We start from the raw sequence: 23,381 nt of genomic DNA on the forward strand, positions 1-23,381 counted from the left end.
CTAAGATAAAGGGGTAAATTTGAATTCGTGTATAATGATTTCCACTGCTTTGCCATTAGAAGGCGGCACCGCTTTAAAAAGCCAGAGGTTCATGTGTACCGGCATTTGCAGCGTGCTGATAGAAGTGGGTGCAGTCCACGTTTTTGTTTCAAACTGGTTCACGTTTCCATTCTGAAAGCCGTGCAAACTCTGAAAATGAATGGAGGTGGCATCCCGCCGGAAACGGTGCGTGGTATAGGTGCCGTTCATCACAAAATCCTTTGCATAGGTTACATTGCTGATACCCGTATCGCCGGTAGCCGGCCAAACGGTATAGTTTAATATCGGCGCATTGGGATATCCCCATCGTGAAAACTCGATATCCATTTCATCAAAACGGCTGTTGCCGGAGTAGTTAAAAAGACCCAATACAATATTTTTATCCAGGGCATTTACGGCTCCTTCAATCTTCCATTGGTAAGTGCCATAACCAAACAGCTGTGTGCTTCTTACCTCTGCACACTCCCACCGGCCGGTATCATTGTGTTTCTTGAGCACCAGGTGTAACCGTCCGTTGCTGTCTACCCACACATTGTCACCACTCCAGTAGTTATTATGTGGTCCCTGCTGACCAGCCGGTTCCTTTACGATCCAGGTATAACCCGAAAACTGGATAGTGGTTTGGTTCAGCGCGTTCACGGCCACCGTATTGGCTTTGCTGTTCTGAATACTTGTTTTTGTTTGAACCGGCCCATCCAGCTTGGAGGAGGTACAATTTGCAAAACAAACAGGGATGGCTGCCAGCAGCCATGCAAAAGTGCTTTTCATATTTTGTACTTTTTATAGGTTAATGAATATCAGAGAAAACAGATATCCGCAAAATCTTCCCGCCGGTGGAAATCCGGCATAGCGGCTTTTACGTCATTCCAGGTTAAAAAATGCGGCGCCGGCATTTCATCCCCGCATTTGTAAAAATTGCCTTTCACCTTCATGGCGGTTAGGGTAGTGATATTGTGATAGCTGAATACTACTGCAGGTATAATCACCGTCAGTTCCCAAACAAATGATCTCCTCCCATGCTCCACTGCCGATGTGATATGGGTAGCCGTGGTGATCAGGTCTGTAGCCGTAACAGGCAGCGGTGCCCTGTTTTCACGGCTGGATCCAAATCCTGCTTTACACCAGCCTATACAGTTAAACTCCAGGTTATAATAATTGCCGCCATCGTCGCAGGCAACAAAAAATTCCACGCAGCTGTCTTTATGAATATCCCCGTTAGTAGAAGCCGCTGCCAGCAAATGGCTCTCTTTTACATAATACTTGAGCAAAATAGCCTCTTCGCTATGCGCAATGGAAAACGCTGCGGTTACCGCATGCGCATACTGCGGCCAGGGGTTACAGCTGATCGGGATCACCTGCAGCCTGTCCAGCAACCGGCTCACTTCCGCCGGTGCCGGCCTGCCATACAACGGAATAAAGGGTACCTCCAGTTTCCGCATCCTTATACCTTTTGATGGCTTAGCTGCGCACCGCTGTCAGCATCCAGGAAAAGCACCGCACCCGGATGGGTACGCAGGATGGTAGCGGGATATTGCTGCTGTATATCCCGGTGAACAGTATCGTATACCGCTGCTGCTTTCCGGGAACCGGGCACCACGCAAAAGATATAGGGCGCTGCCAGCAACGTGGGAATGGTTAAGGTAACGGCATGCGTGGGTACTTCTTCCAATGTGGCGAAACATCCATCATTCACCTGTTGCTGCCTGCATACTTCATCCAGCGCTACTGTTTTCACTTGCAGCGGATCTTTAAAATCGGCCACCGGCGGATCATTGAAGGCAAGGTGGCCATTCTCGCCTATGCCCATGCATACGATATCTGCCGCATGTGTTTGCAGCAGGCCGGCATATTGCTCACAGGCAGCTGCTGTTCCGCTGCCATCGATATAATGAACGGAATGAAAGGGCAACGCATCAAAGATCCGGTGCTTCAGGAAGTTGCCAAATCCCTGTGGCGCATCTGCCGGCAGGCCAATATATTCATCCATATGAAAGGCATTTATGCGGTTCCATTCAATGCCTTTCTCCTGCTGCAGCGCTTCCAGGAACTCGTTCTGGGAAGGGGCTGCCGCAAAAATGATATTCACTTCTTTTTTATTTTCCAATAAATGCCGGAGGGTAACCGCCGCCATCTCCGCAGCTGCCCTGCCCATTTCCTGCCGGTTGGGATAAATCCTCACGGTTAATTTTCCTGCTTTAAATTCCTTTATCATGTTTTTTTATTTAGATAAGATACCCGGAGAAATTTCTTTCGACGTGTACACTATTTTCCCGTTCACGATAGTGGTGTGAATATTTATCTTGTCGTCGAAGATGACAACATCCGCGTCCTTCCCTTTTTCCAGGGTTCCTTTCCGGTCCTGTATGCGGAGAATAGATGCAGGTGTTTCACTCATCATCCTTACGGCATCCCGCAGGGGAATGGCGGCCAGTTCCACCATGTTCAGTACTAACCGGTCGGCGGTAGCCACGCTTCCGGCAAAAGCGCTGCGGTCGGGCAGCTTGGCCACGCCATCTTCCACCAGCACGTTCAACCCATCTTTAAGGCTGCCCAACACCGAGGGGCCTTCCGGCATAGCCGCTGCGCGCATGGCATCGGTGATCAACGCCGTGCGTTCGGGCCCTTTAATTTTATACACCAGTTTCAGCAACGGCGCGGGCAAATGAACACCATCGGCAATAATCTCTACGGTCATGCCATCAATCAAATAAGCGCTTTCTATCACCCCCGCATAGCGGTATGCGTTGCGCCGGGACACGCCGGACATACAGGAGTAAAAATGCGTGGCATGTGTAAAGCCCGCTTCATAGCCTTTTACCACTTCTTCATAAATAGCATCGGTATGCGCCAGTGCCGCCAGGATATTCCTGCTGGTTAAGTATCTTCCAAACTCCGGCGCTCCAGGTAGCTCAGGAGCGGCGCTCCATCTTTTGATGGCCGGGGAACGGGAAAGTATTTCCATGTATTCAGCCGGGTCGGGGTTACGGATATAGCGCGGGTCCTGCGCCCCTCTCTGCTGCATGGAAAAATAAGGCCCTTCGATATGCAGGCCAACAAATGCCGCGCCTTTATCATTCCCCTTATCCGCCTGTTCGTAAATAGCCAGCGTATCCAGCAAATCCTGCTTACCACAGCTCAGCGTAGTGGGCATCATGGCGGTGGTGCCAAAGCGCGCATGCGTAATGGCAATCTGATGGAAGGCTTCGATGGTATTATCCATAAAGTCGTGGCCGCCGCCGCCATGCACATGCATGTCTATAAAACCAGGCGCAATGTATTGCCCGCGGGCATCTATCTCTATGGCGCCGGGCACGTCTATCTGCTGATCGCTTACCTCAGCGATAACGCCATCAGCGATAATCACGCAACCACCGGGAATAGTGCGTTGCGGTGTAAGCACCGTTCCGTTATATATCTTCAGATAGTTTATCATTTATTAATAGTTTTCCGGTTCCAGCTTCTCAAGCCAAATGCATAAAATGCGTAAAAGATCAGGTAGCCATAGCAGGGCAACAACACCAGGTAAGCTAACCGCAAACCATATTTATCGGCCCAGTATCCATACAGCAGCGGCAAAATGGCATTGCCGCATAACCCCATTACCAGTAGGGAGGCGCCCGTTTTTATAAAGCTCCCCAGGCTATCGAGTGCCAGCGGCCATATTCCCGCCCATATCATGGAATTGGCAAATCCCAGCAGCACAATGCACCATACGGAAATGTCCGTTTGGTGTCCCAGCAGCGTTACGTTTCCCTGTATAAAAGGAATCATACAGCTGAACAACAGTCCCAATACGGTGCAGATACGCAACGCCACCAGCTGCGAAAGAAACCGCGGTATCAATAATATACCCAGTATATAACCGGTGATGGTAGCCGCTAAAGTATACGACGGAAATACCTTTGCTTCAAGGAATGGCATCCCCATACCGGAGGCGTAATTAATGATACTGTCTACCGCAATCACCTGCGAACCTACATGGAAAAAAATGGCCACTGCTCCCAAAACCAGGTGCGGAAATTCCAGTACACTTTTCCGGTTTTCATGTAAAGCAGCCGTGTCGCCATGCCCGGTATCAGTATCAATTTCCGGTAAAGGAGAAAATCTTATCAATAATCCCAACAAAAATAAAACAACAGATACCACTGCATAAGGAACAATCACCCGTTGGATCAGCTGGTCCAGTATCAATTCTTTTTCCGGTCCCTGCATCGCGGGGAGCGCCTTGAAAAGCGTTTGATCACCAGGCCGGATGATGGCCACCGCAAATAAAAGCGGCGCCAGTATCCCCGCAGCTTTGTTGCATATACCCATGATGCTGAACCGCTGCGCGGCGCGCTCTTTATCGCCAAGTATAGTGATGTACGGGTTGGCGGCAGTTTGCAAAACGGCCAGCCCCAGACCAATTGTAAAAAGTCCCGCCAGGAAAACAGGATAAGCCCTCGTAAAACCTGCAGGTACAAAAAGCAGTGTACCGGAAGCCATGATCCAGAAACCAATCATCATCCCCTTGCGGAAGCCGGTTTTCTTCAGCAGGTAACCGGCTGGCAACGACATCACCAGGTAGGCAATATAAAAAGCAAAAGCTACCAGGTAGGATTGAAAATTATTCAGCTCACAGCCTATCTTAAAATAAGGGATCAGGATAGCATTGATCCAGGTGACCATCCCAAAAATAAAAAACATCAACCCGATGATCACAATAGATATCGTGTCCTCCCTCCGTTTGTACAATACCCCCTGTATATTCATATGTGTCATTTGTTGGCCTCCAGCTTATTTCTTAACTGATTCCATCTTTCATTACGCAACGTGTTCTCTGTTTCAATCTCTGCCGGAAACATTATCTCCTCATTCATCAGCGAGAAACGTTTGTTCAGCTGCTCCGGCTTCAGCGCATCCAGCTGTTGCAGCAAACCGGCCGCCTGATCCCGGGTATAATTCACACTATTCATTTTTGCTTCTATCATTAAACAAGACAGGTAATAGATCCTGATATCACTCATTAACAGGAAATGACCAAAGCTGGCTTTATTAGCAGACGGTTGAAGGGAATATAAAACCCTGGCTGTTTCCCGCGCACTGTCCAGCAAAGCGGCGAGCGAAACACCCGGCTTTACCACCGCGCCCTGCGACACCTCATAAGGCGCTTTCTTCAGCGCGTTCCAGCAGGCAAGGGCCTGCGTTTCATTAAAGCCATAGGTATCTTTGCAATACCGGGTAATGAATTTCGTTACTTCCAGCGGGCGGGTGGTACGCAAACTTTCAAAATACGCGGCTATCAGCATATCAAACCCCGCAATGGGATACACCCGGCGGATCGCATAGAGATCTGTAATATCACTGCCCGATTCAAACACCGGGGAATACAACCCGGAGGTGGACCAGGAAGTCATGACCATACCACGGTAACCTAACTTCCGCGCCTGCGGAATAAAGTCACGGATATTATTAAAATGCTTCTCCCAGTCGGTCAGGAAATAATTATCCGGCCCACTCCGGATAGCCGGGGAACCCCATATTTCAAACCCGCTGTGCATAAGCTTTTCATGATCGCCAAAACGATTGAGGGCCCAGCCATAGTTCCAGTCAATAAAAACAGTTTGCTTCGGCAACCCCTGTAATGCATCCGGGTATTTCAACGCAATATCTGCCCATACCACCGGTATTTTGCCCAGGCTCACCACTACCTCGCACAGCATTTTTATGTAATCGCCATACAAACGCCCTTTGCCCACTTTCGCCATTTTCTGTTTCGACGCTTCTGAGTGACCAAGCAGGTAAGTTTCATCCCCACCAATATGAATATACCGGGAGGTATGTGTGGAGATAAGATCCTTATACAGCTCGCTAAAAAGGGCTTTGCAGGCCGCTTCTTTGGTAGGATTTACCTGGGAGTAATCTTTCTGGTCTTCCCGGAGCTCCCGGTAGCGCCAGTGCCGCAGAATATATTCAACATGCCCAAAGCTTTGCTGGAGGGGAATCACATCTATCCCCAACCCGTTACAATACTTTACAAAATCAACAATCTCCGTTCGCGTATAGGCGTAGCGGTTGGAAATAACAGCGTGTTGCTGATAAGGATAAGTGGCCTCCCACTCCATCACCAGCGTGTTGATGCCATGCTCGCTCAGCTGCCGTGCAAATGCTTTCAACGCCGGCATTTTCATCACCTGTATGCGCAGGTCGAGATGAAAACCTTTCACACGGAAAGTATCCGCCTGGCCATTCACCGAAAGATACATGACCAATATAAACACTGCTGTTAATACCCGCTTTGCCATCATAATACTACTGGTTTTTATTATTTACGTGTGTTCATTTCAGTAAGTTGAATACAGCACCTGTTAAAGAATTCGCGCCTTGTACGTCATAATCGCCTGTCCAGATATAAGCTCCCAGGAAGCCGTTCTGTTTCAGGTAAGTGGCTTTCTGCGTTACCAATGGCAGGCCATTAAAATACACCCCTTTGGAGATCTCCGCGTATTCCTTGTCTGATGCTGAGGGCACTGCTGCCAGGATATCTTTGTAAGGAATATAGTTGTACGACGACCAGCCCAGGTTATTCCCGTTTGCATCGAGCTGGTTATACCTCAGCCCGAACGCCGGTATGCCGATTACCAGTTTTGAAGCAGGGTATTTCGCTTTCCATAGCAACGCCCCCGTCACAAAATAATCATATCCTGAAGGCTGGCCCGGAATTTTACCCGGCCCTACATGCACGCCATCTTCAAAGGCATGCACATTCAGCCAGGTGGCGGCGGAGAGATCCGGGTAACGGTCGTGGTATTGATTGGTTGGCACCGTTACTGAAATAATAGCGCCTGCACCCAGTGCTGCCCGCAGCTCATTCAATAACAAACCCGTTGCCGCAATGTTGGCATTAATAATAGCGGAAGAAGCGTTGATGTCGGTCATCATGATATCTACGCCATCCATTTTCTTTGCGGCAATATAACTTGCAATGGCCTTCACCAGTGCCGCTCTTTTTGCCGCATCGGTGATCACGGCGCCAAAATTATTACTCTGACTTACGCTCCATCCGTCGCCCGACAATGCGCCGCTTACGCTCAGCAGCACCGGCACGCCGTTGAGATGCGCCCTGCCTGTCAGCTCTTCGGCTTTCCGGTAAGGCTCCCCTTTTGAGATATCCATCACGCCGGCAGCCGATATAGTGGCTACTTTATAAGCCAGGTGCGTGATCGTGTTCCAGTCGATATACTTATAACCGGCCGTATCATTCAGGTAGGCCAGCACAACGCCGGCAGCCGCCTTTTTCTGATAGGTGTCCGGCACTACAAAAACGTCGCGGTACCGGCTGGTGGTCATGCCTTCATAAGACACATCGAGCTTTATACGGAAAGCACCGCCGGTGGTGGCCTTGAAGGCAAAGGTATCGGCAGTGGACACTTCTTTATCATTCACCTTCCAGGAAATAGCCACTTTGCCGCCGGGAGAAAATTGCATGCCGGTGAAGGGCAGTTGCTCTCCCATCATCAACACCCTTACACTATCGCGGCTTTCCGGGAACAGGGCCGCTTCATTGAATACGCGCGGTGTAAACGGCCGTCCATCGGACTGTTCATCCGCTTCTTCTTTTTTACATCCTGCTATGTAATAGCAGCAAACCGCCAGCAATAAATAAATGGATCGTTTCATCAGTTAATATTTTTATTCCTGTGTTTGGATGTTTATTCTTTGTCCCACCATACCCTCTTCAGCCAGTCATCTTCGTTTATCCGCTCAATGGCAGCCTGCACATTCACAGTGTTCTGCTCTTTTTCTGATAACGGATACTGAAACCGCCGCGGTATCGTCAGCGAGGTGGATTCATTGTTGGGAGTGGCTACCAGTTCGGGATAGCCGGTCCTACGCCAGTTGGCAAACAGCTCTGGCCCGTTCAGCATCAAAGCGATCCACAACTGGTTATTGATCTGCTTTAATTCCGTGCCCGGCTGCAGCGGGTTATTCGTTAAGAAATCCGCTATTTCCGCATCGGGGATCACCGGCCCGCCGGGGTAAAGGCTCAGCTGTTTCATGGCTGCCTCTACCCCCTTCTGATAATGCGTAGCCGCATCCGCTCCCAGTGTGAGCCCCAGGCGCACGGACGCATCTGCCAATAACAACTCCACTTCTGCATAGGTCAAATGCAGGAAGGGAGCGTTATTGCGCATAAAACAAGTATTCATCTCACATTTCAAATCACCGTTCACTGCGTTATAATTGGCGCCATTGGCGAGTTTTACGGTAACCGGACCTACCCAGTCGTCATACACATATTTCCCGGGCTTCGACCCCACCAGCCCCAGCACACTGGCTTTTACCTGCGCGGTAATATCTTCCCTTTCAAAGGGCTTCAGCGGCACGTTCTGCTTGTAACAACGCGGAATGTAATTCACCCGCGGGTCGTTGGTATTTTTCAGCTGATCCAGGAAGGTCGTCACCAGCTTCGGCATGGCACTCTGCTGATTGATGGCGGCTGACACAGAATTACCCCGCAGGTCTGAATAATTATTCTGGATATCCATGTGCTTCGTCATGCAGTTATCAGCGTTGCTGATCATCACGCCGCCATCGGCATTAAAGGCTTCCTGGACTTCTTTCTTTGCCTTTTCAGCATCGCGCTTCACCAGGCGCAGGGCCAGCCTGATCCGCAGTGAATTGGCAAATTTCTTCCAGGCAACAATATCCCCCTTGTAAAAAATTTCATTGGATACTTTGTCCTTAGCCGGATCCAGTTGTGCAGATGCCGCTTTCAGTTCTTCAAGAAAATTATTATAAATGTCCTGCTGCAGATCATACACCGGGCGTTTCACCTGGGTGTAAAATGCGCTGCCTGCCTGGGAATAGGGGATATCTCCATAGAGATCTGTTAACCTGGCGAAAGTATATACTTTCATGATCCGGCAGATCGCATTCAGATTGGTTTTTGATGCTACCCCGTTGGTGCGTTCCACGGCATCTACTATATTCACCACATCATTCTGATAACTGTTTTCCCACATTACCCACATCCGCGTAATGTCTTTTATGTACATGCCTCCCACCCTTGCATAATAAGCGGCTCCCAGCTGTTGCATCATCGGCATCAGCACAATGCTGTTGGTACGTTCCTGCGTGGAAAGGTCTCCGGAGAACCACAGTTGCGCAAAGATCAGCTGGTTCTCGGGGTTTATTTTGCTGGACTTGGTGGGATCGGTATTCAGATCACCGAACTTGCTGCAGGCGGATATCAGCAGCAACAGCGCCAGTAGTATATATCTCATTGAATGATTGCTTTTAGTGTGCATGTCTGTCATGTTTTGATTGATTAGAACTTGACATTCAGGTTAATTCCCCAGCCCCGTCTTGATGGAAGTGATCCATATTCCAGCCCCTGGCCGTTACCGTTGTTATAATTGGAATCCGGATCTACGTTGGGAATATCTTTATAGATGATAAAAGGATTTCTCGCTACTAAACCAACCGAAGCATCTTTGATGCCCAACCTCCTGTTGAAGGTTCCCGGCACGCGGTAAGACAACGTGATTTCCCGCACCTTCACATAGGTGGCCTTGTAAATAAACGGTACCGCAATACCATTACCATCGGAGTAAAAGCCGCCCCAGTAAACAGAAGGATCCACTGCCCGCGTGTTTTTAGTGTACACCGGTTTGCCCCCGGCGTCCGTGCCGGTTTGCACTACACCTTCAGGCACATATCCTTTTACGTTTCCTGCGGCCTGCCATTCGGCCGGGGTCTTCTTCGCAGCAAGCCTTTCCTGTTCGGAAAGAATCCATTCTTCGCGGCCGGGCAAGGTTTTCACGCTGCTGCCCCTTACCACGGAGAACAGGTCGGTCATCGAGAAAATATCAGCGCCGTATTTGATATCGAATGCCGCATTAAGACTGAAATTTTTATAGGTAACCCTGCTCATCACACCACCGGTCCAGTCGAACACGCCCTTGCCCAATACTCTTCTGTTGGCCGTAGGCATGGGATTCAGGGAAGATGGGTTAAGGATAATGTTTCCGTCCGGATCGCGCTGGTAGTCGTATCCAAGGATAGCGCCGTATTGCTGACCGGGCATAGCGGCTACCAGCAGGCCAAGCCATCTTGCTTCTGATAAAGCAATAAACGGTACATCGTCTGCCAGCGATTCAACTTTATTAACATTGCGGGCAAAATTTAATGTAAGATCCCAGGAGAAGTTCTTTTTAGATACCGGTGTGCCGGACAGTAACAATTCTATTCCCTTATTGGTGATCATACCGGCATTGATGATCTGCTTTGGGAACCCGGAAGAGATAGGCGCCGGCACAATATTGATCTGGTCCCTGGAATGGGAAGTATAATAGGTGGCGTCGAAATTCAGCCGGCCGTTAAAGAACTTCAGGTTAGTGCCTGCCTCAAATGAGCGCGTCCTGGTGGGTTTCAGGTTAATGTTTGGTAATATTTTCGTGGCCAGGTTAGCCGGCTGCACCCCATTGAATGCGAGTGGGTAAAGACTGTAATACACATCCAGCATATAAGGGTCGGTGTCGTTTCCTACTTCCGCCCAGGAGGCCCTGAGTTTACCGAACGATAATACATCGCTCTTCATTTTAAACGCATCGGTAAAAATGAAACTGGCAGATAAAGAGGGATAAGTATATACGTTGTTATTTTCAGGCAGGGTCGACGAAGCATCTGTTCTCACCGTAGCGTCGAGGTACAGGTAATTCTTATAGCCAAAGGTGAACAGTCCATACGCCGATCTGATCTCCCTGCGCACGTTATTTTCTTCAATGCTTTTATCCTGGTAGCTGTTGATGCTGATCACATCTGTTACCGTCATATTGGAATAGGTAGCGGTAGTGCCTTTCCTGATACGCTGGTTAAAGCTGGCGCCCAGGCGTGCAGAAAAATTGAGATCGGTTGTGATCTTTTTAGTGATGGTAGCCATGAAATCGGCCTGGGTAGTGGAATACTTCTGGTCCAGTACATTCATCATACCCGAAAGCGCCAGCGGCGTGGTACGCGGACTGTATTTCCGGTAGTTCAGGAAAGTGATATCGGTGGAAGCTCTTGCGAGGAAACTAAGCCAGTTGTTAACCGTATAGGTGGCGTTGAAAGCACCAGTGAGCCTGTCTTTCAGCGTAACGTTCGACATTTCATAGAGTATCCAGTAAGGATTCAGGCGGTAAGCGCCACCGCCCCATTCCACGTACTCGCCCTGTGCGGTTTTATAGGTATCGGAAAAAACAGATTGATCGATGTTATTAGCCAGGCCGTTAAAGTTTTGCCCGATGTTGGTGGGTGCATCTCCCAGGCCGGCCCTGTTGTTAACCCTTTCATTCAGATAAGTGGCTCTTACATCCACATCGAGTTTACTTCCGAATTTCGACCGGCCGCTGAACGTGAAATTATTGCGGCGGATATCACTGTTCGGCAGGATGTCTTTATACCGCAGGTCTGAAACAGAAAAGCGGAAATTGGACCTGTCGGTGGTATTAGTGAGCGACAAGGTATTATTCAAGGAAGATCCTGTTCTGAAGAAGCTGCCGAAATTATCTTTTGCAAGGGCATAGGGCCTGGTTACGCCGTCGAATCCAATGGAATGGAGACTGGGATCCAACCGGGGACCAAAGTTGGTGAACATAGTGCTTTGCGCCTGCGATTGATCCAGTGGCAGTTGCCCGGAGCGGCCTTGCCCGTACAGGTATTGGTTGCCATCAACTTTTGTAAGCTGGTTTTCAATAGTAGCGGTACTGCTCAGTTCCACGCCCAGTTCTTTCGACTTCGCGCCTCTTTTGGTAGTGATGAGTATCACCCCGTTGGCGGCGCTGCTGCCGTACAATGCAGCGGCGGAGGGGCCTTTCAAAACACTGATCTTATCGATATCATCCGGATTAATCGCCGAGATGGCATCGCCCATGTCCACGCCTTCTGCGAACTTGGTATCGCCCACCTGGCCGTAATTGGAATTATCCATCGGGATACCGTCGATAACATATAACGGCTGGTTGTTGCCGGTGATACTGGTATTTCCGCGGATGATAACCCTGGAAGAACCGGACGGACCTCCCGCGGTGCTGTTGATGATCAGGCCCGGCACTTTTCCTGCCAGGGAGTTGATCACATTGGTTTCTTTTGCTTTATTGATATCCTCTCCCTTTACTTCGGAAAATGCGTAGCCCAGTTCCCGTTCTTCCCGGCGGATGCCGAGTGCGGTAACCACCACATCTTTCAATGTTTCTGAACGCGACAGCAGCTTCACATTCATGAGGCGTTGTGTTCGGGTGAGGAAACCAGCACGCTCGTAACCAATCATCTGGATGATGATGCTGTCGCCGCCGGCGGCTTTAATGGAATAGGCCCCATCGCCCGCTGAGATGGCGGTTTCCTTACTGTTTTTGTTGAAGATACTGGCGCCGGGAATCACAGCGCCCTTTTCATCCGTGATGATGCCTTTTATAACAGCAGGCGCCTGCGCAGCGGCATAGTGCCGGGAAGCCGCCAACATCGTTATACATAAGTACAGATGTTTAAACTTGACAATTGCATTCATGGTGGTAGTGATTTTGGTTCTGGCCTAATTCGATAGGTACACAGCAGTGATCAATAAATACCCGCCCGGCTTCACTTTATCCGGAATAAAGCGTAGCGCATTTTGGTTGACTGAATACTCCCTGGCAACAACGATGAAATGATACAGGCTGTTAAAAAACGATGGCTGAAAATAAGACCGTTAACGTACACGAAAAAAAGGTAAAAAAGAGGAATCGCCCCAAAAGCACAATTCCATGTACGTTAACGAAGCGATAAAGGAATTACAAAATCCGTCATTTCGTTAACGTACACGAATATAGAAATAAAATTCAGAAAATGCTATCTATCGTAAAATATTTTTTTTCTGGAGAAGTAAAAACAGGGTTAGTTCCTGTAATTGAGATAGTTTTCCCTGGTAATGATATCAATGGGCATATACTGCTGCCGTTCAATTACAGCGGCATGTGTAAGATGATCATATAAGGCCATGATGCCCTTATTCCCCTGCTCCTGTGGTTTCTGGCAGATCAGGAAATCGATCACCGACTTTTTGAGATAGTCGATATTTTCTGCGAGGAAATCATAGCCTATCAGTTTGATGTGCGCCAGGCCGGCTTCCTCCAGGTAACGGCCTACAGTAGCCACCCTCGAATTGGTAACAAAAATTATATCCACCGGCGTTTTGCCCAGCGCCTTGTGCAACTTGCTTTTTACGGACTTGTAATCGGTTTGCCGGATATCGGTTTTCCTGATCTGTATATCCGCAGGATGTGCCTTATAGTATGCACGGAAACCTTCTTCCTTTCTCAACAAATGGTGATGCAGGTCCATTTCCCTGGAGATATTCACAATCAGCACCTGCTGCCCTTCCCTCACCAGGTAGCTGATGAGATGCGCCGCCAGGTAACCGCTCTGGTAAAGGTCCGGACCAATGTAACTAAGACTTCCGGCTGTTTCAATATCTGAGTTAATAAATACAAAAGGGATCTTCTTGGCCCGGCATTTTTTTGTGAAGCTCAGCGATTCCTCTTCAAACATAGGCGCCAGCAGAATGCCCTGGTATTCTTTCTTTAAAATTTCATTGGCCCTGGCAGTAAACGTAGTTTTATCGTTCTGATCAAAGAAGTATATTTCCACAGTCACCCCGAAGTCCCTGATCGCGGCAGCCGCCTGCCTGATTCCATTCAGCGGCGCATTCCAGTATCCTGTTTCACCGGAAGCCGCCGGGATCAGCACCGCCAGGTGAAGAAGCCTCTTGGATGCCAGTCGCCTTGCCATAATGTTTGGCTGGTAATCCAGGTCCTTAATAATCTCCAGTACCTTTTCCCTCGTTTTCTCCGCCACACCGGTACGGTTATTCAATACCCTGTCAACCGTGCCTATGGAAACATTCGCCCGCCTGGCAATTTCCTTCACGCCCACCAATGCTGCTTCTTTTGTATCTTTCATTAACTGGTTTATTGAACATTCAATTATTCGGCTTACAGCTGCGAAGTTATGCCTGTTGCAGCAAAACCTGCTATACCAGCCGGTAATACATCAAAAATACTAATTTAATCCTGTTTTCATCTATTCATATATAAGCGTTGCCCGCCACAACGATATCCTGATATTTTTTATCGCAAAACTTGGATATGAAGAAATAAACACTATTTTTGTGTACGTACACGAAATATAGGTAAAAAACCGTTCGCCCAAAAAATACATCTCCCATCATTACTGAAGCATGTTTTAAAAACAGCTTCCCTGCTGCATCATTATATCACTTCTTTAGTGGCATAACAATGATGGCATGCTAATGTAAAACATCAACCAGATCACTCTTTCCCGGTATTGCTGCACCGGGACAGGAACAGCTATTCAAATATTTCCGCTTATTATTTACCGTTCATTTAAACCAAAAAAAATGAAACAAAAACTAGTCGTATCCGCCCTTCTTGTATTGCTTATTTCCGGCTGCACAAAAATCCGGTATATGCTTAACGCCGGCAAAACGGCGCATATGTCCACATTGCAACTGGAAGAAACCGGGTTTAAGATAGTCGCCTATCTGCCTAAATATACTTCCACACTCGCAGATCATATCAATGCCTTTGACTTCTCCAAAGTTACCCACCTCAATATCGCTTTCTTTAACCCGGATGTAAATGGTAACTTCCCTGCATCACAAGGCACCGGGCTGGATACCATTGTATCAAAAGCGCATCTCAATAACGTTAAAGTGTTGTTGTCGCTCGGTGGCGGCTCCAATCAGAGTCAGTATGCCAACCTGCTCACCTCCGCCAACAGGGCAGCTTTCATCACCAAAGTGGTAAACCTCGTATCACAATACAATGTAGATGGCATCGATGTAGACCTTGAAGGAGATAACATCGATGAAAACTACGAAGCATTTATTACCGGCCTGTCCGCTCAACTCAAACCCAACGGAAAATTACTGACCGCAGCTGTTGCCTGGTGGACGCGCGACCGTGTAACAGATTCCTGTCTCGCTGTCTTTGACTTTATCAACGTGATGGCATACGACAAAGCGGGCGACGAACATTCGCCTTACAGCTACGCCAAACAGCACGTGGAATACTGGAAAGGACAAAGAGGATTAGCGGCCGCTAAAATAGTAGTGGGCGTGCCTTTTTACGGGCTATACACCCTGTCTGGTAATTTACAATCCATGAAGTACAGCGAGATCACCGCGCAATACCCCGGTGCTGAAAACAAAGACACCGTGCGGCGGCCAGACGGCGCCATAGTTAACTACAACGGCATACCCACCATTCAGAATAAAACGGCGTATGCCCAACAGGAAGCCGGCGGCATCATGTTTTGGCAGGTGCTCCAGGACGCCACCGGATCCCTCTCCCTGCTGAATGCGATTCACGATAAAATAAACAGCAGCACAGGATGGGAGCATCCCTACATCACCTGGAAATTTGATCTGAGCGCCCCGGCTTCCGCTACCTTCGCTGATTCTACCGCCGCTAAAGCGTCTGTTTCCGTAAAAGGAACACCCGGCTTCCTCCCCGCTCCACCGTATGGCTACGGACGGGTATTTCTGCCGGCCACCTGCGGAGGGTACTTTCAATTGCAGCCCGGCGCCAGTCCTCCCAGTTTAAAAGTCGCCGCAAGTTCTACCAATACCCCGGCAAAACTTTCCTGGTATAATATCGATGAGGCGAAACCGCTGGCTGCCCTTACTTTTAATCTCAACCTCAATGCTGCATTAACAAACGGCCAGCTGATCATTCCATTTGGCTACAGCACCACCAGCAGCAGTACGTTTAATAATACCAACCAGCTGACTTCTGTTAGCACACCCGGCGTTTTCGCTGCTATCCGCCTCGACTTTTACGGCGGCAACTTTGCCACCCTCTCCTACCGCAATGCTACTTACGGCTATACTACCATCAACAATACGGTATTCAATAAAACAGGAAATTATAAAATTGAATTATACTGCAATAACAGCAGTGCAGGAGAGAATTATACAAAAGGCGCTTCCACCTATGCATTACCAGCACAAACCTATAACCTGTGGGTAAATGATGTGCTGATACAAGGCGCCTCTTCATTAACAAACTTTCCGGCTACCGGCGAACTGGCCACCCTCAGCACTATCAATAGCTTCTCTTTTAACGCGTCAGGAAACACCGGCACACCAGGTACTACACCGCCAACAAGCGCTAATTCGTTGCTCGCAACGCTGAGTAATATTTTTATCAGCTTTGATCTTAAGAACTGATAAAAGAGAAGAAAAGAATTTTATTTGCAGGAGGTTGTACCAAAAGTACAACCTCTTTTTTTTGATATTTCCGCTGATCAGGTTTATCTTTGAAACATGTATAAAACATTGACATCCAATATTTTTCTCTTTTCTGTTTGTCTAAACACAACGGCAAAACCCTCTGCAACATCTTGATCCTCAATATCTTACCGATCAAGTCCACGTCACCTCCACATCAACCCCACGTCAACTCCATAGCAAAGGCATCTCCCCAGTATCCCCAAAGCATGTCAAAGGCAATTGCAAAGTATGCGCTATCTCTTGCTCAGGCCATCTTCAAATACACCATCACTTAATTATACGCCCGCTCTGTTACGCTCTTAAAAAAATAAACCTTTCGCCTTTTAATGAAAATTGTAACTTCGTTGCATATTTTGAATACGCAACAAAAATACCGCCTTCAGCTACTCTCCAGGATTGGGGCCGTATTTCTATTGCTTATATTCCTGAGTGCCCCGCTGATAGAGGCTTTCCATCATCATCATTGCACGGCCGGAACAGAACTGATCGTAAAAAAACATACCCCTACCGGCGATCAGCAATTCCATACTGTCCATGTAAAGTGTAAGCTGTGCGATCTGATAAAACACCAGTCGCATCATTTCCTGCCAACACAACTACCTCACCTGGTATTCATTTCCCCGGTTACTAAAACGACCGTTTCACTTTTCCGCGTACAGGCCTATTCAGGCTATCTGCTCTCCTGTACAAATAAAGGACCTCCCGCTTTCTGTTAAATCATTTACTGCTACCGGATGTAACATCCGGTTCCTGATTTCTCCGCCCCCGCTATCCGGGGGGTGTATCGCTGCTTATATTCTTTTTTATGCTTCAGGCAATATCTTTATCAAAACATTACCAGTCGCACGTTGCGCTGGACAATCTCAACCTGGAAGTTAAGCCAGGTGAAATTTTTTGTCTGCTTGGCCAGAACGGCGCCGGCAAAACCACCACCATCAACCTGTTCCTGGGCTTTACGGCGCCCACATCAGGGAAGGTAATGATCCACCAGCAGGAAGTGCGCCCCGGTGACGCCGAAACACGCAAACACCTGGCGTATATCCCCGAAGTGGTAATGCTGTACGGCAGCTTAACAGCCACCGAAAACCTGGACTACTTCAGCCGGTTGGCCGGTTTTAAGTATGATAAAAACAGGCTCACCACCTTCCTCTCCGATTGCGGCTTACAACAGGAAGCGCATCATAAACATCTCTCCGGATTCAGTAAAGGCATGCGGCAAAAGGTAGGCATTGCCATCGCGCTGGCAAAAAATGCAGACGTGATCCTGATGGATGAACCGACCAGCGGGCTGGATCCCAAAGCCACCGATGAATTCACGGGGCTGGTGAGGGAACTCGGCAGGCAGGGCAAATCCGTGCTAATGGCCACTCATGATATATTCAACGCCGTTAATGTAGGCGCCCGTATTGGGATCATGCGCAAAGGTCAGCTGGTGCATACCTTAAATGCCGGCGATATCAATGCCCGCGATCTACAGGAACTATACTTACAAACCATCTAGTTATACACTTCATGAAATTTCTTTATTCTCAGCCAATGCCCAAAAACCTGTTTTTGGCAGCAGGCTTTATATATTTATCAACGGCGGCAACAGCCCAGACAAAGGCCGGCGACACCACCCGGCTGCATGCGGTCACCGATTCCTCCAGGAAAAAGGTAGAACTGCAAACAGTGGAAATCACCGGTACCAACGCACAAAAATATTATGGCGACTACTCCTTCTCTGCCACAAAGATCGCGTCTGCCAACAAAGATATCCCGCAGGCTATTTCTTCGGTATCTAAAGAACTGATCTCCGACCGGCAGGCATTCACGCTGGCCGACGCTGTGAAAAATGTAACAGGCGTTTCCCAAAGCAGCTACTACAACCAGTTTGCCATACGCGGCATCAGCCAGAACGAAGAAGGCGCTATTATCAATGGCATGCGTACACGCCAGTACTTTTTTAATCAACCGCTGACCAATAACCTGGAACGCATTGAAGTGATAAAAGGACCGGCCAGCGCTACTTTCTCCAGTGTAGACCCCGGAGGCAGCATCAATATGGTGACCAAAAAACCACTCATGGAAAACAGGAAGCAGGTCAGCATCTCCACCGGCAGCTTCAGCACCATAAGGGCTGCCCTCGATTTCACCGGCCCGCTGAATAAGGAAAAAACATTGCTGTACCGCCTGAATATAGGATACGAAAACAGCAAGAGCTTCCGCGACCTGCAATACAAAAAGGCCTACCTGGTTTCACCGTCCTTTTCCTATGTGCCTAATCAAAGTACCAGTCTGAATGCGGAGCTGGTGATGAACAACAGCAACTCCAGGCTGGATCGCGGACAGGCAATATTCGGGGCTATCGCCGGGCAAACAAACCTCAACAGCACCCCCATCAGTTTTAATATGGGCGCCAGCAACGATTACTTCAATACACAGGACCTGATGCTGATGATCAGCGGCTCCCATGCCTTTACATCAAAAGTGGTTTTCAACGTTGCCTATATGAAGCAAACCTGGAATGAAGACCTGCTCGAACACCGCACCACCAATGCATTTGGCGTGGATGAAAACAATCTCCCTATCCCTACCCTCGCTGCTATGCGCGCTGTACAACGGCAACAGAAATGGAATACAGATAACCTGAGCGCTTACTTCAGTATCAACGCCAGCACCGGCGCTGTACATCATAAGATCGTGACGGGATACGATCGTATTAACACACAGAAGTACCGTGGCGGCGGCGAAAATTCCGCCCAGGGCTACCGGTTGAAAGACGGTACCATTGCTGCACGGTACGATCCGGCAAAGAAAGATGCCTATCTCTTTAAAACAATTAACGGCGTAAATGCACCGGTTCCTAATGTCGACTTCTTTAACCTCGCCAGCCCCGTTTATACCATCCGGAACCTGGGCGATTATATTTTCAACAAAACAGAGATCCCGCCTGCCTATTATCTCGTTAACGGCGTATACATCCAGGACCAGGTGAATTATCAACAGCTCACCCTCACGCTGGGCCTGCGGCAGGAATGGTATGAAGATTTCAGCAACTATAAACTTCCGGGTGAAAAAAAGATCTCCCAACAGCAACTGCTGCCAAGGATAGGCCTTATCTATGCCATCTCTCCGAATATTAATTTGTACAGTACTTATCTCCGCGGTTACCAGCCACAGGGCAACACCTCCACGCTGGTAATTGTACCTCCGCCGGCAGGCGTCAACTACAAACCGCTGGAAAGCGATCTTAAAGAAATCGGGGCAAAATCTGAATGGCTGAATGATCTGCTGATGGTGAACATTTCCTTTTTTGAAATCAACCAGAAGAATTTGCTGATGAATGCCAACGATCCGGAAGATGTGAACCGGCTGGTGGAACGCGGCGCACAACGCAGCCGCGGAATAGAACTCGAAGCCTCCGGGCTCATCATGCCCAACTGGCAATTTAATGCAGGCTATAGCTTCGTGGATGCCATCATCCTGCAAGACTTAAACCCCAAACTCATAGGAGAACGCGTACAAAACACGCCCAAACACAGCGGCAGCCTGTGGACCCGGTACGACCTGGACGATCACCCGCTGCTGCAAGGAATTGGCTTTGGCGCCGGCATTCAATACAGTGGTAACAAACTACCCTGGTATATCCGCGATTTCACACTGCCGGCGTATACATTACTGGATGCCGCTTTGTATTACAGTCCGGCTAAAACAAGGATACAACTGGCATTGAATGTGGGCAATATCCTGAACAAAACCTATTGGATAGGCGCGCAGAATTATCTCCGCCTGTTCCCCGGCTCTCCCAGAAACCTGATGTTCAACGCTACCTATAAATTCTGATCGCATGAGAACAATTTTTTTGATTGCAGGCAGCACCTGGAAAGCATCATTCAGGAATAAAGCCACGCTGGTACTCACATTGATCCTCGGACTGGCATTGTGCCTGGCCATGTACATCGGGTGGCAGAACTTCAACATCCAGAATGGCCAGCGGCTGAAATATAAACAAATCGTCCGCCAGCAATGGCTGGCAAAACCGGATAAGCACCCGCACCGGATGGCCCACTACGGCTATCTCGCGTTCCGTGATAAACATGAACTGAGCTTTTTTGATTTTGGCATTGAAAGCTTTGCGGGCGTATCCATTTTCCTGGAGGCGCACAAACAAAATACCGTCAACTTCAGCGAAGCCGGCTTCTCCAATGGCATGCTCCGTTTCGGAGAAATGAGTGTGGCCATGGTGTTACAGCTGCTCGTTCCATTGCTGATCTTTTTCCTGGGATATAACAGTATTTCCGCGGAGCGCGAAAACGGTACTTTAAAAATACTGCTTTGCCAGGGGGTTAGCTGGCCGGCATTACTAACGGGAAAAATTGCAGGGATTATTGCCGTCAGCTTTACACTTTTCATCCCGGTTATTTTGCTCACCATTTTCCTGTGGGCAATGCTAAGTCACTGGCAGGTAACGGCCGATGCAACCATCCGTCTTTTATTACTGGTACTGGCTTACGCGGTATACTTTATCATCTGCGCCGGCATTGCCGTAGTGGTATCCGCGGTGCACAAAACATCGAGGGCCGCGCTTACTACGCTGCTGGCCTGTTGGGTGTTTTTCACTATTGTGATGCCGCGGATTACCCAGGCGATCGGCGTTAAAGTGTACCCCTCTCCATCGAAAATTGAATTTGCGGCTGCCGTTGAATCAGACCTGCACCAGCAAGGCGACAGCCATAACCCGGACGATCCGCACTATGCGAAATTCAGGGCAGATGTTTTAAAACAGTATGGCGTAAGTGATGTGAAACAATTGCCCTTTAACTACGGCGGCTATGTGATGGCCGAAGGAGAAAGAATTTCCGCCGGCATTTATACCCGCCATCAGAAAGCGCTGACGAAAACATTTGAGCAGCAGAACAGCTTCCAGGTGGCAGTCGGCTACCTGAACCCGTTCCTCGCTATAAAGAACCTTTCCATGGCGCTGACCGCCTCCGACTTCAACACCTTTGCTGATTTCCAGGATCAGGCAGAAGTTTACCGCTACGGGCTTGCCCAGCGTATGAACAAATTACAGAAAGATAAAATCAGCAACACCACACCGGGAGAAAAAGATAAACCTTTAACCATCAGCCGGGCGCACTGGGCAGAACAGGCCGATTTTAAGTACGTGTTTAAACCGGTTGACCAGGTAATGTCACATCACATCAGCACCATCATTTCCTTACTCTGCTGGCTGGCGGCCTTGTTGGGATGCCTGCTGCTGTCATCAAAATGGGTTAAAACTTTATAACAGCAAATATGAATCAGCATATATATCAATTGGAATACAAGATCTTTTTCAGGAATAAAACGGTATTGACAGGGATACTGATCCTTTTTATCAGCGGGTTGGCCGGGTTATATTTTGGAAAGAATTTTATAGACAGGCAGCAGGAAGTGATTGTCAAAGCCGAAAAACTACAGGCAGAAAATACGGCCAGGAATGTTAAATACTTCGGCAAAGAACTGGGATTAATGTTATATCACACCAAATTTTCGATGGCCAACATGCCACGCAACTGGGCGGCATTTTCCAATGGCCAGCGCGACATCAATCCTTATCTCATCGGGGTTACCACCCTGGGCCTGGAAGGACAGCTCTATGATACCGATCTTAACAATCCTTCCACGCTGTTACTCGGCAATATGGATCTTGCTTTTGTATTTATCTTCATATTTCCTCTCATCATCATTGCATTCAGCTATAATTTACTTTCAGGAGAACAGGAGTCCGGTATTTGGGGACTGCTGCGTTCCCAATCGGCTGTTCCTTTAAAAATACTATGGCGGAAGTTCCTGGTGAGGATGAGTACCGTTTACCTGACAGCGTTGGTATTAATAGCTGCGGCGATTGTTTACCTCCGGCTTGCAGCAGATCTCCGTTTGCTGGCGGTAATCGTGGTATTAAGCCTGTACCTGCTGTTCTGGTTTGCCCTCTCCTTTTGGGTCATCTCACGGGGAAAGTCCTCCAGCGTTAATGCGGTGACGCTCATTTCATGCTGGGTGGTGCTGAACATACTCGCACCTGCTTTGGTAAATGTTTGGCTTACCCGGAAATATCCCGTTCCTGAGGCGTTGGAAACCGTGGTGATGCAACGGGAAGGATACCACGAAAAATGGGATATGGATAAGCGCGTTGCTCTCACCTCATTTTACCGGCATTATCCGCAGTTTAAAAAATACCCGTTCCCGGAAGAACTGGCGTTCAGCTGGTATTGGTATTTCGCCATGCAGCAAAACGGCGATGACCAGGCCGCACCGGGCGCCAGGTCTATGAAACAAAAGCTGGCACAAAGGAACGATTTTACAACTGCAGTGGCGCTTATTCTTCCTGGTATTCAAACCCAGCTTACGCTTAATGGAATCGCCGGATCCGATCTTCAGCAGCACCTGGATTTCCAGCAGGCTATCAGGAATTATCATGAACAGCTACGCCTGTATTTTTATCCGGCCATTTTCCAGGAACAGCCGGTTAAAAGTATTGATTGGAGCCAGTTTAAGTTAAAGCGCTATAATGAAAACGGCACCGGCGCCATCTGGCCAGGTGTGCTTTCACTGGCAGTGCTCATTTCACTGTTGTCCGGTGCGGCCATCTATAATTTCGGCAAGAAGATCTATTGAGGAAGTGATTAGGTGCTGCCGCCAGGCGGATATATTTTCCTGGTGTGCGGGTAAGGTAGTACCTTTAGCACTATGGCAAAAGAAAAAAACAAACCGGTACCGGTGAGATTCGATTTAAAGCTGCTGGAATTGCTGAAGGAGGAAGAGAAGATAGATACACCTCAGCAGGCGTTAAACTTCCTGTCGAAGTTCTGGGAAAATAACCGGCCCGCAACCACTGATTTTACAAATGATTTCAAAACGCTGACACCGGTAGCGCCGGTTGTAAAGAAAGAAAAAACAGATAAGGAAGACGCTTCCTCCCACCCTTCCGGGTTGTCGGGAATCGACCTCCTTATCTGGAAAGCCGAGCAACGGGAAAAAAATAACGACCCCGAAATCTAATTCC

The 23,381-nt window shown here is 48.5% G+C and carries 17 protein-coding genes; 7 read left to right on the plus strand and 10 right to left on the minus strand.

Annotation, left to right across the window (positions count from 1 at the left end):
• From QFZ48_RS01065 to QFZ48_RS01110, 10 genes are all read right to left on the minus strand, one after another.
• Positions 1–807 (minus strand): glycoside hydrolase family 16 protein, encoded by an 807-nt coding sequence (locus tag QFZ48_RS01065; protein ID WP_429046416.1) that lies wholly within the window; start codon positions 805–807, stop codon positions 1–3.
• Positions 808–836: 29 nt separating this feature from the next.
• On the minus strand, positions 837–1,478 hold the full coding sequence (locus QFZ48_RS01070) for a carbohydrate-binding family 9-like protein (protein WP_429046415.1): 642 nt from the start codon (positions 1,476–1,478) through the stop codon (positions 837–839).
• Positions 1,479–1,480: 2 nt separating this feature from the next.
• Positions 1,481–2,251, minus strand: a complete 771-nt coding sequence (locus tag QFZ48_RS01075; protein WP_429046414.1) for a glucosamine-6-phosphate deaminase — start codon at positions 2,249–2,251, stop codon at positions 1,481–1,483.
• A gap of 6 nt (positions 2,252–2,257) precedes the next feature.
• Positions 2,258–3,472 (minus strand): N-acetylglucosamine-6-phosphate deacetylase, encoded by a 1,215-nt coding sequence (gene nagA, locus QFZ48_RS01080; RefSeq protein WP_429060730.1) that lies wholly within the window; start codon positions 3,470–3,472, stop codon positions 2,258–2,260.
• Entirely contained in the window at positions 3,469–4,791 is a 1,323-nt protein-coding gene (locus QFZ48_RS01085) for a sugar MFS transporter (protein ID WP_429046410.1), read from the minus strand. Before QFZ48_RS01085 ends, nagA begins: the two co-directional genes overlap by 4 nt.
• A gap of 5 nt (positions 4,792–4,796) precedes the next feature.
• A complete protein-coding gene (locus tag QFZ48_RS01090; protein ID WP_429060732.1) occupies positions 4,797–6,326 on the minus strand; it encodes a beta-N-acetylhexosaminidase in 1,530 nt (509 codons plus the stop codon).
• 31 nt (positions 6,327–6,357) lie between these two features.
• Positions 6,358–7,698: a glycosyl hydrolase family 18 protein gene (locus tag QFZ48_RS01095; RefSeq protein ID WP_429060734.1), complete on the minus strand. Its 1,341-nt coding sequence runs from the start codon at positions 7,696–7,698 to the stop codon at positions 6,358–6,360.
• Between the two features lie 32 nt (positions 7,699–7,730).
• A complete protein-coding gene (locus tag QFZ48_RS01100; RefSeq protein WP_429046405.1) occupies positions 7,731–9,305 on the minus strand; it encodes a SusD/RagB family nutrient-binding outer membrane lipoprotein in 1,575 nt (524 codons plus the stop codon).
• A gap of 44 nt (positions 9,306–9,349) precedes the next feature.
• Positions 9,350–12,568, minus strand: a complete 3,219-nt coding sequence (locus QFZ48_RS01105; protein WP_429060736.1) for a SusC/RagA family TonB-linked outer membrane protein — start codon at positions 12,566–12,568, stop codon at positions 9,350–9,352.
• Between the two features lie 365 nt (positions 12,569–12,933).
• Positions 12,934–13,998: a LacI family DNA-binding transcriptional regulator gene (locus QFZ48_RS01110; RefSeq protein WP_429046401.1), complete on the minus strand. Its 1,065-nt coding sequence runs from the start codon at positions 13,996–13,998 to the stop codon at positions 12,934–12,936.
• Positions 13,999–14,455: 457 nt separating this feature from the next.
• Between QFZ48_RS01110 and QFZ48_RS01115 the strand changes: the two genes are divergently transcribed.
• From QFZ48_RS01115 to QFZ48_RS01145, 7 genes are all read left to right on the plus strand, one after another.
• Entirely contained in the window at positions 14,456–16,288 is a 1,833-nt protein-coding gene (locus QFZ48_RS01115; protein WP_429060738.1) for a glycosyl hydrolase family 18 protein, read from the plus strand.
• A gap of 389 nt (positions 16,289–16,677) precedes the next feature.
• The gene (locus QFZ48_RS01120; RefSeq protein WP_429060740.1) at positions 16,678–17,067 is read left to right on the plus strand and encodes a hypothetical protein; all 390 of its coding nucleotides are present in this window, start codon (positions 16,678–16,680) and stop codon (positions 17,065–17,067) included.
• A gap of 89 nt (positions 17,068–17,156) precedes the next feature.
• Positions 17,157–17,852, plus strand: a complete 696-nt coding sequence (locus tag QFZ48_RS01125; RefSeq protein WP_429060742.1) for an ABC transporter ATP-binding protein — start codon at positions 17,157–17,159, stop codon at positions 17,850–17,852.
• A 35-nt stretch (positions 17,853–17,887) separates the two neighbouring features.
• Positions 17,888–20,176 (plus strand): TonB-dependent siderophore receptor, encoded by a 2,289-nt coding sequence (locus QFZ48_RS01130; RefSeq protein ID WP_429060744.1) that lies wholly within the window; start codon positions 17,888–17,890, stop codon positions 20,174–20,176.
• Between the two features lie 4 nt (positions 20,177–20,180).
• The gene (locus tag QFZ48_RS01135; protein WP_429060746.1) at positions 20,181–21,623 is read left to right on the plus strand and encodes an ABC transporter permease; all 1,443 of its coding nucleotides are present in this window, start codon (positions 20,181–20,183) and stop codon (positions 21,621–21,623) included.
• Between the two features lie 8 nt (positions 21,624–21,631).
• The gene (locus QFZ48_RS01140; protein ID WP_429060747.1) at positions 21,632–22,993 is read left to right on the plus strand and encodes a DUF3526 domain-containing protein; all 1,362 of its coding nucleotides are present in this window, start codon (positions 21,632–21,634) and stop codon (positions 22,991–22,993) included.
• Positions 22,994–23,065: 72 nt separating this feature from the next.
• Positions 23,066–23,377, plus strand: coding sequence for a hypothetical protein (locus tag QFZ48_RS01145; RefSeq protein WP_429046388.1), 312 nt, complete (start codon positions 23,066–23,068; stop codon positions 23,375–23,377).
• Positions 23,378–23,381 lie beyond the last annotated feature (4 nt).

Origin of the sequence: Chitinophaga sp. W2I13 (genome assembly GCF_050434005.1) — a bacterium.
Lineage (GTDB): Bacteria > Bacteroidota > Bacteroidia > Chitinophagales > Chitinophagaceae > Chitinophaga.

Excerpts from the sequence above, each read along its gene's own strand:
- QFZ48_RS01065 (WP_429046416.1), bottom strand. The coding sequence starts at position 807 with ATGAAAAGCACTTTTGCATGGCTGCTGGCAGCCATCCCTGTTTGTTTT.
- QFZ48_RS01070 (WP_429046415.1), bottom strand. The coding sequence starts at position 1,478 with ATGCGGAAACTGGAGGTACCCTTTATTCCGTTGTATGGCAGGCCGGCA.
- QFZ48_RS01075 (WP_429046414.1), bottom strand. The coding sequence starts at position 2,251 with ATGATAAAGGAATTTAAAGCAGGAAAATTAACCGTGAGGATTTATCCC.
- nagA (WP_429060730.1), bottom strand. The coding sequence starts at position 3,472 with ATGATAAACTATCTGAAGATATATAACGGAACGGTGCTTACACCGCAA.
- QFZ48_RS01085 (WP_429046410.1), bottom strand. The coding sequence starts at position 4,791 with ATGAATATACAGGGGGTATTGTACAAACGGAGGGAGGACACGATATCT.
- QFZ48_RS01090 (WP_429060732.1), bottom strand. The coding sequence starts at position 6,326 with ATGATGGCAAAGCGGGTATTAACAGCAGTGTTTATATTGGTCATGTAT.
- QFZ48_RS01095 (WP_429060734.1), bottom strand. The coding sequence starts at position 7,698 with ATGAAACGATCCATTTATTTATTGCTGGCGGTTTGCTGCTATTACATA.
- QFZ48_RS01100 (WP_429046405.1), bottom strand. The coding sequence starts at position 9,305 with ATGAGATATATACTACTGGCGCTGTTGCTGCTGATATCCGCCTGCAGC.
- QFZ48_RS01105 (WP_429060736.1), bottom strand. The coding sequence starts at position 12,568 with ATGAATGCAATTGTCAAGTTTAAACATCTGTACTTATGTATAACGATG.
- QFZ48_RS01110 (WP_429046401.1), bottom strand. The coding sequence starts at position 13,998 with ATGAAAGATACAAAAGAAGCAGCATTGGTGGGCGTGAAGGAAATTGCC.
- QFZ48_RS01115 (WP_429060738.1), top strand. The coding sequence starts at position 14,456 with ATGAAACAAAAACTAGTCGTATCCGCCCTTCTTGTATTGCTTATTTCC.
- QFZ48_RS01120 (WP_429060740.1), top strand. The coding sequence starts at position 16,678 with ATGAAAATTGTAACTTCGTTGCATATTTTGAATACGCAACAAAAATAC.
- QFZ48_RS01125 (WP_429060742.1), top strand. The coding sequence starts at position 17,157 with ATGCTTCAGGCAATATCTTTATCAAAACATTACCAGTCGCACGTTGCG.
- QFZ48_RS01130 (WP_429060744.1), top strand. The coding sequence starts at position 17,888 with ATGCCCAAAAACCTGTTTTTGGCAGCAGGCTTTATATATTTATCAACG.
- QFZ48_RS01135 (WP_429060746.1), top strand. The coding sequence starts at position 20,181 with ATGAGAACAATTTTTTTGATTGCAGGCAGCACCTGGAAAGCATCATTC.
- QFZ48_RS01140 (WP_429060747.1), top strand. The coding sequence starts at position 21,632 with ATGAATCAGCATATATATCAATTGGAATACAAGATCTTTTTCAGGAAT.
- QFZ48_RS01145 (WP_429046388.1), top strand. The coding sequence starts at position 23,066 with ATGGCAAAAGAAAAAAACAAACCGGTACCGGTGAGATTCGATTTAAAG.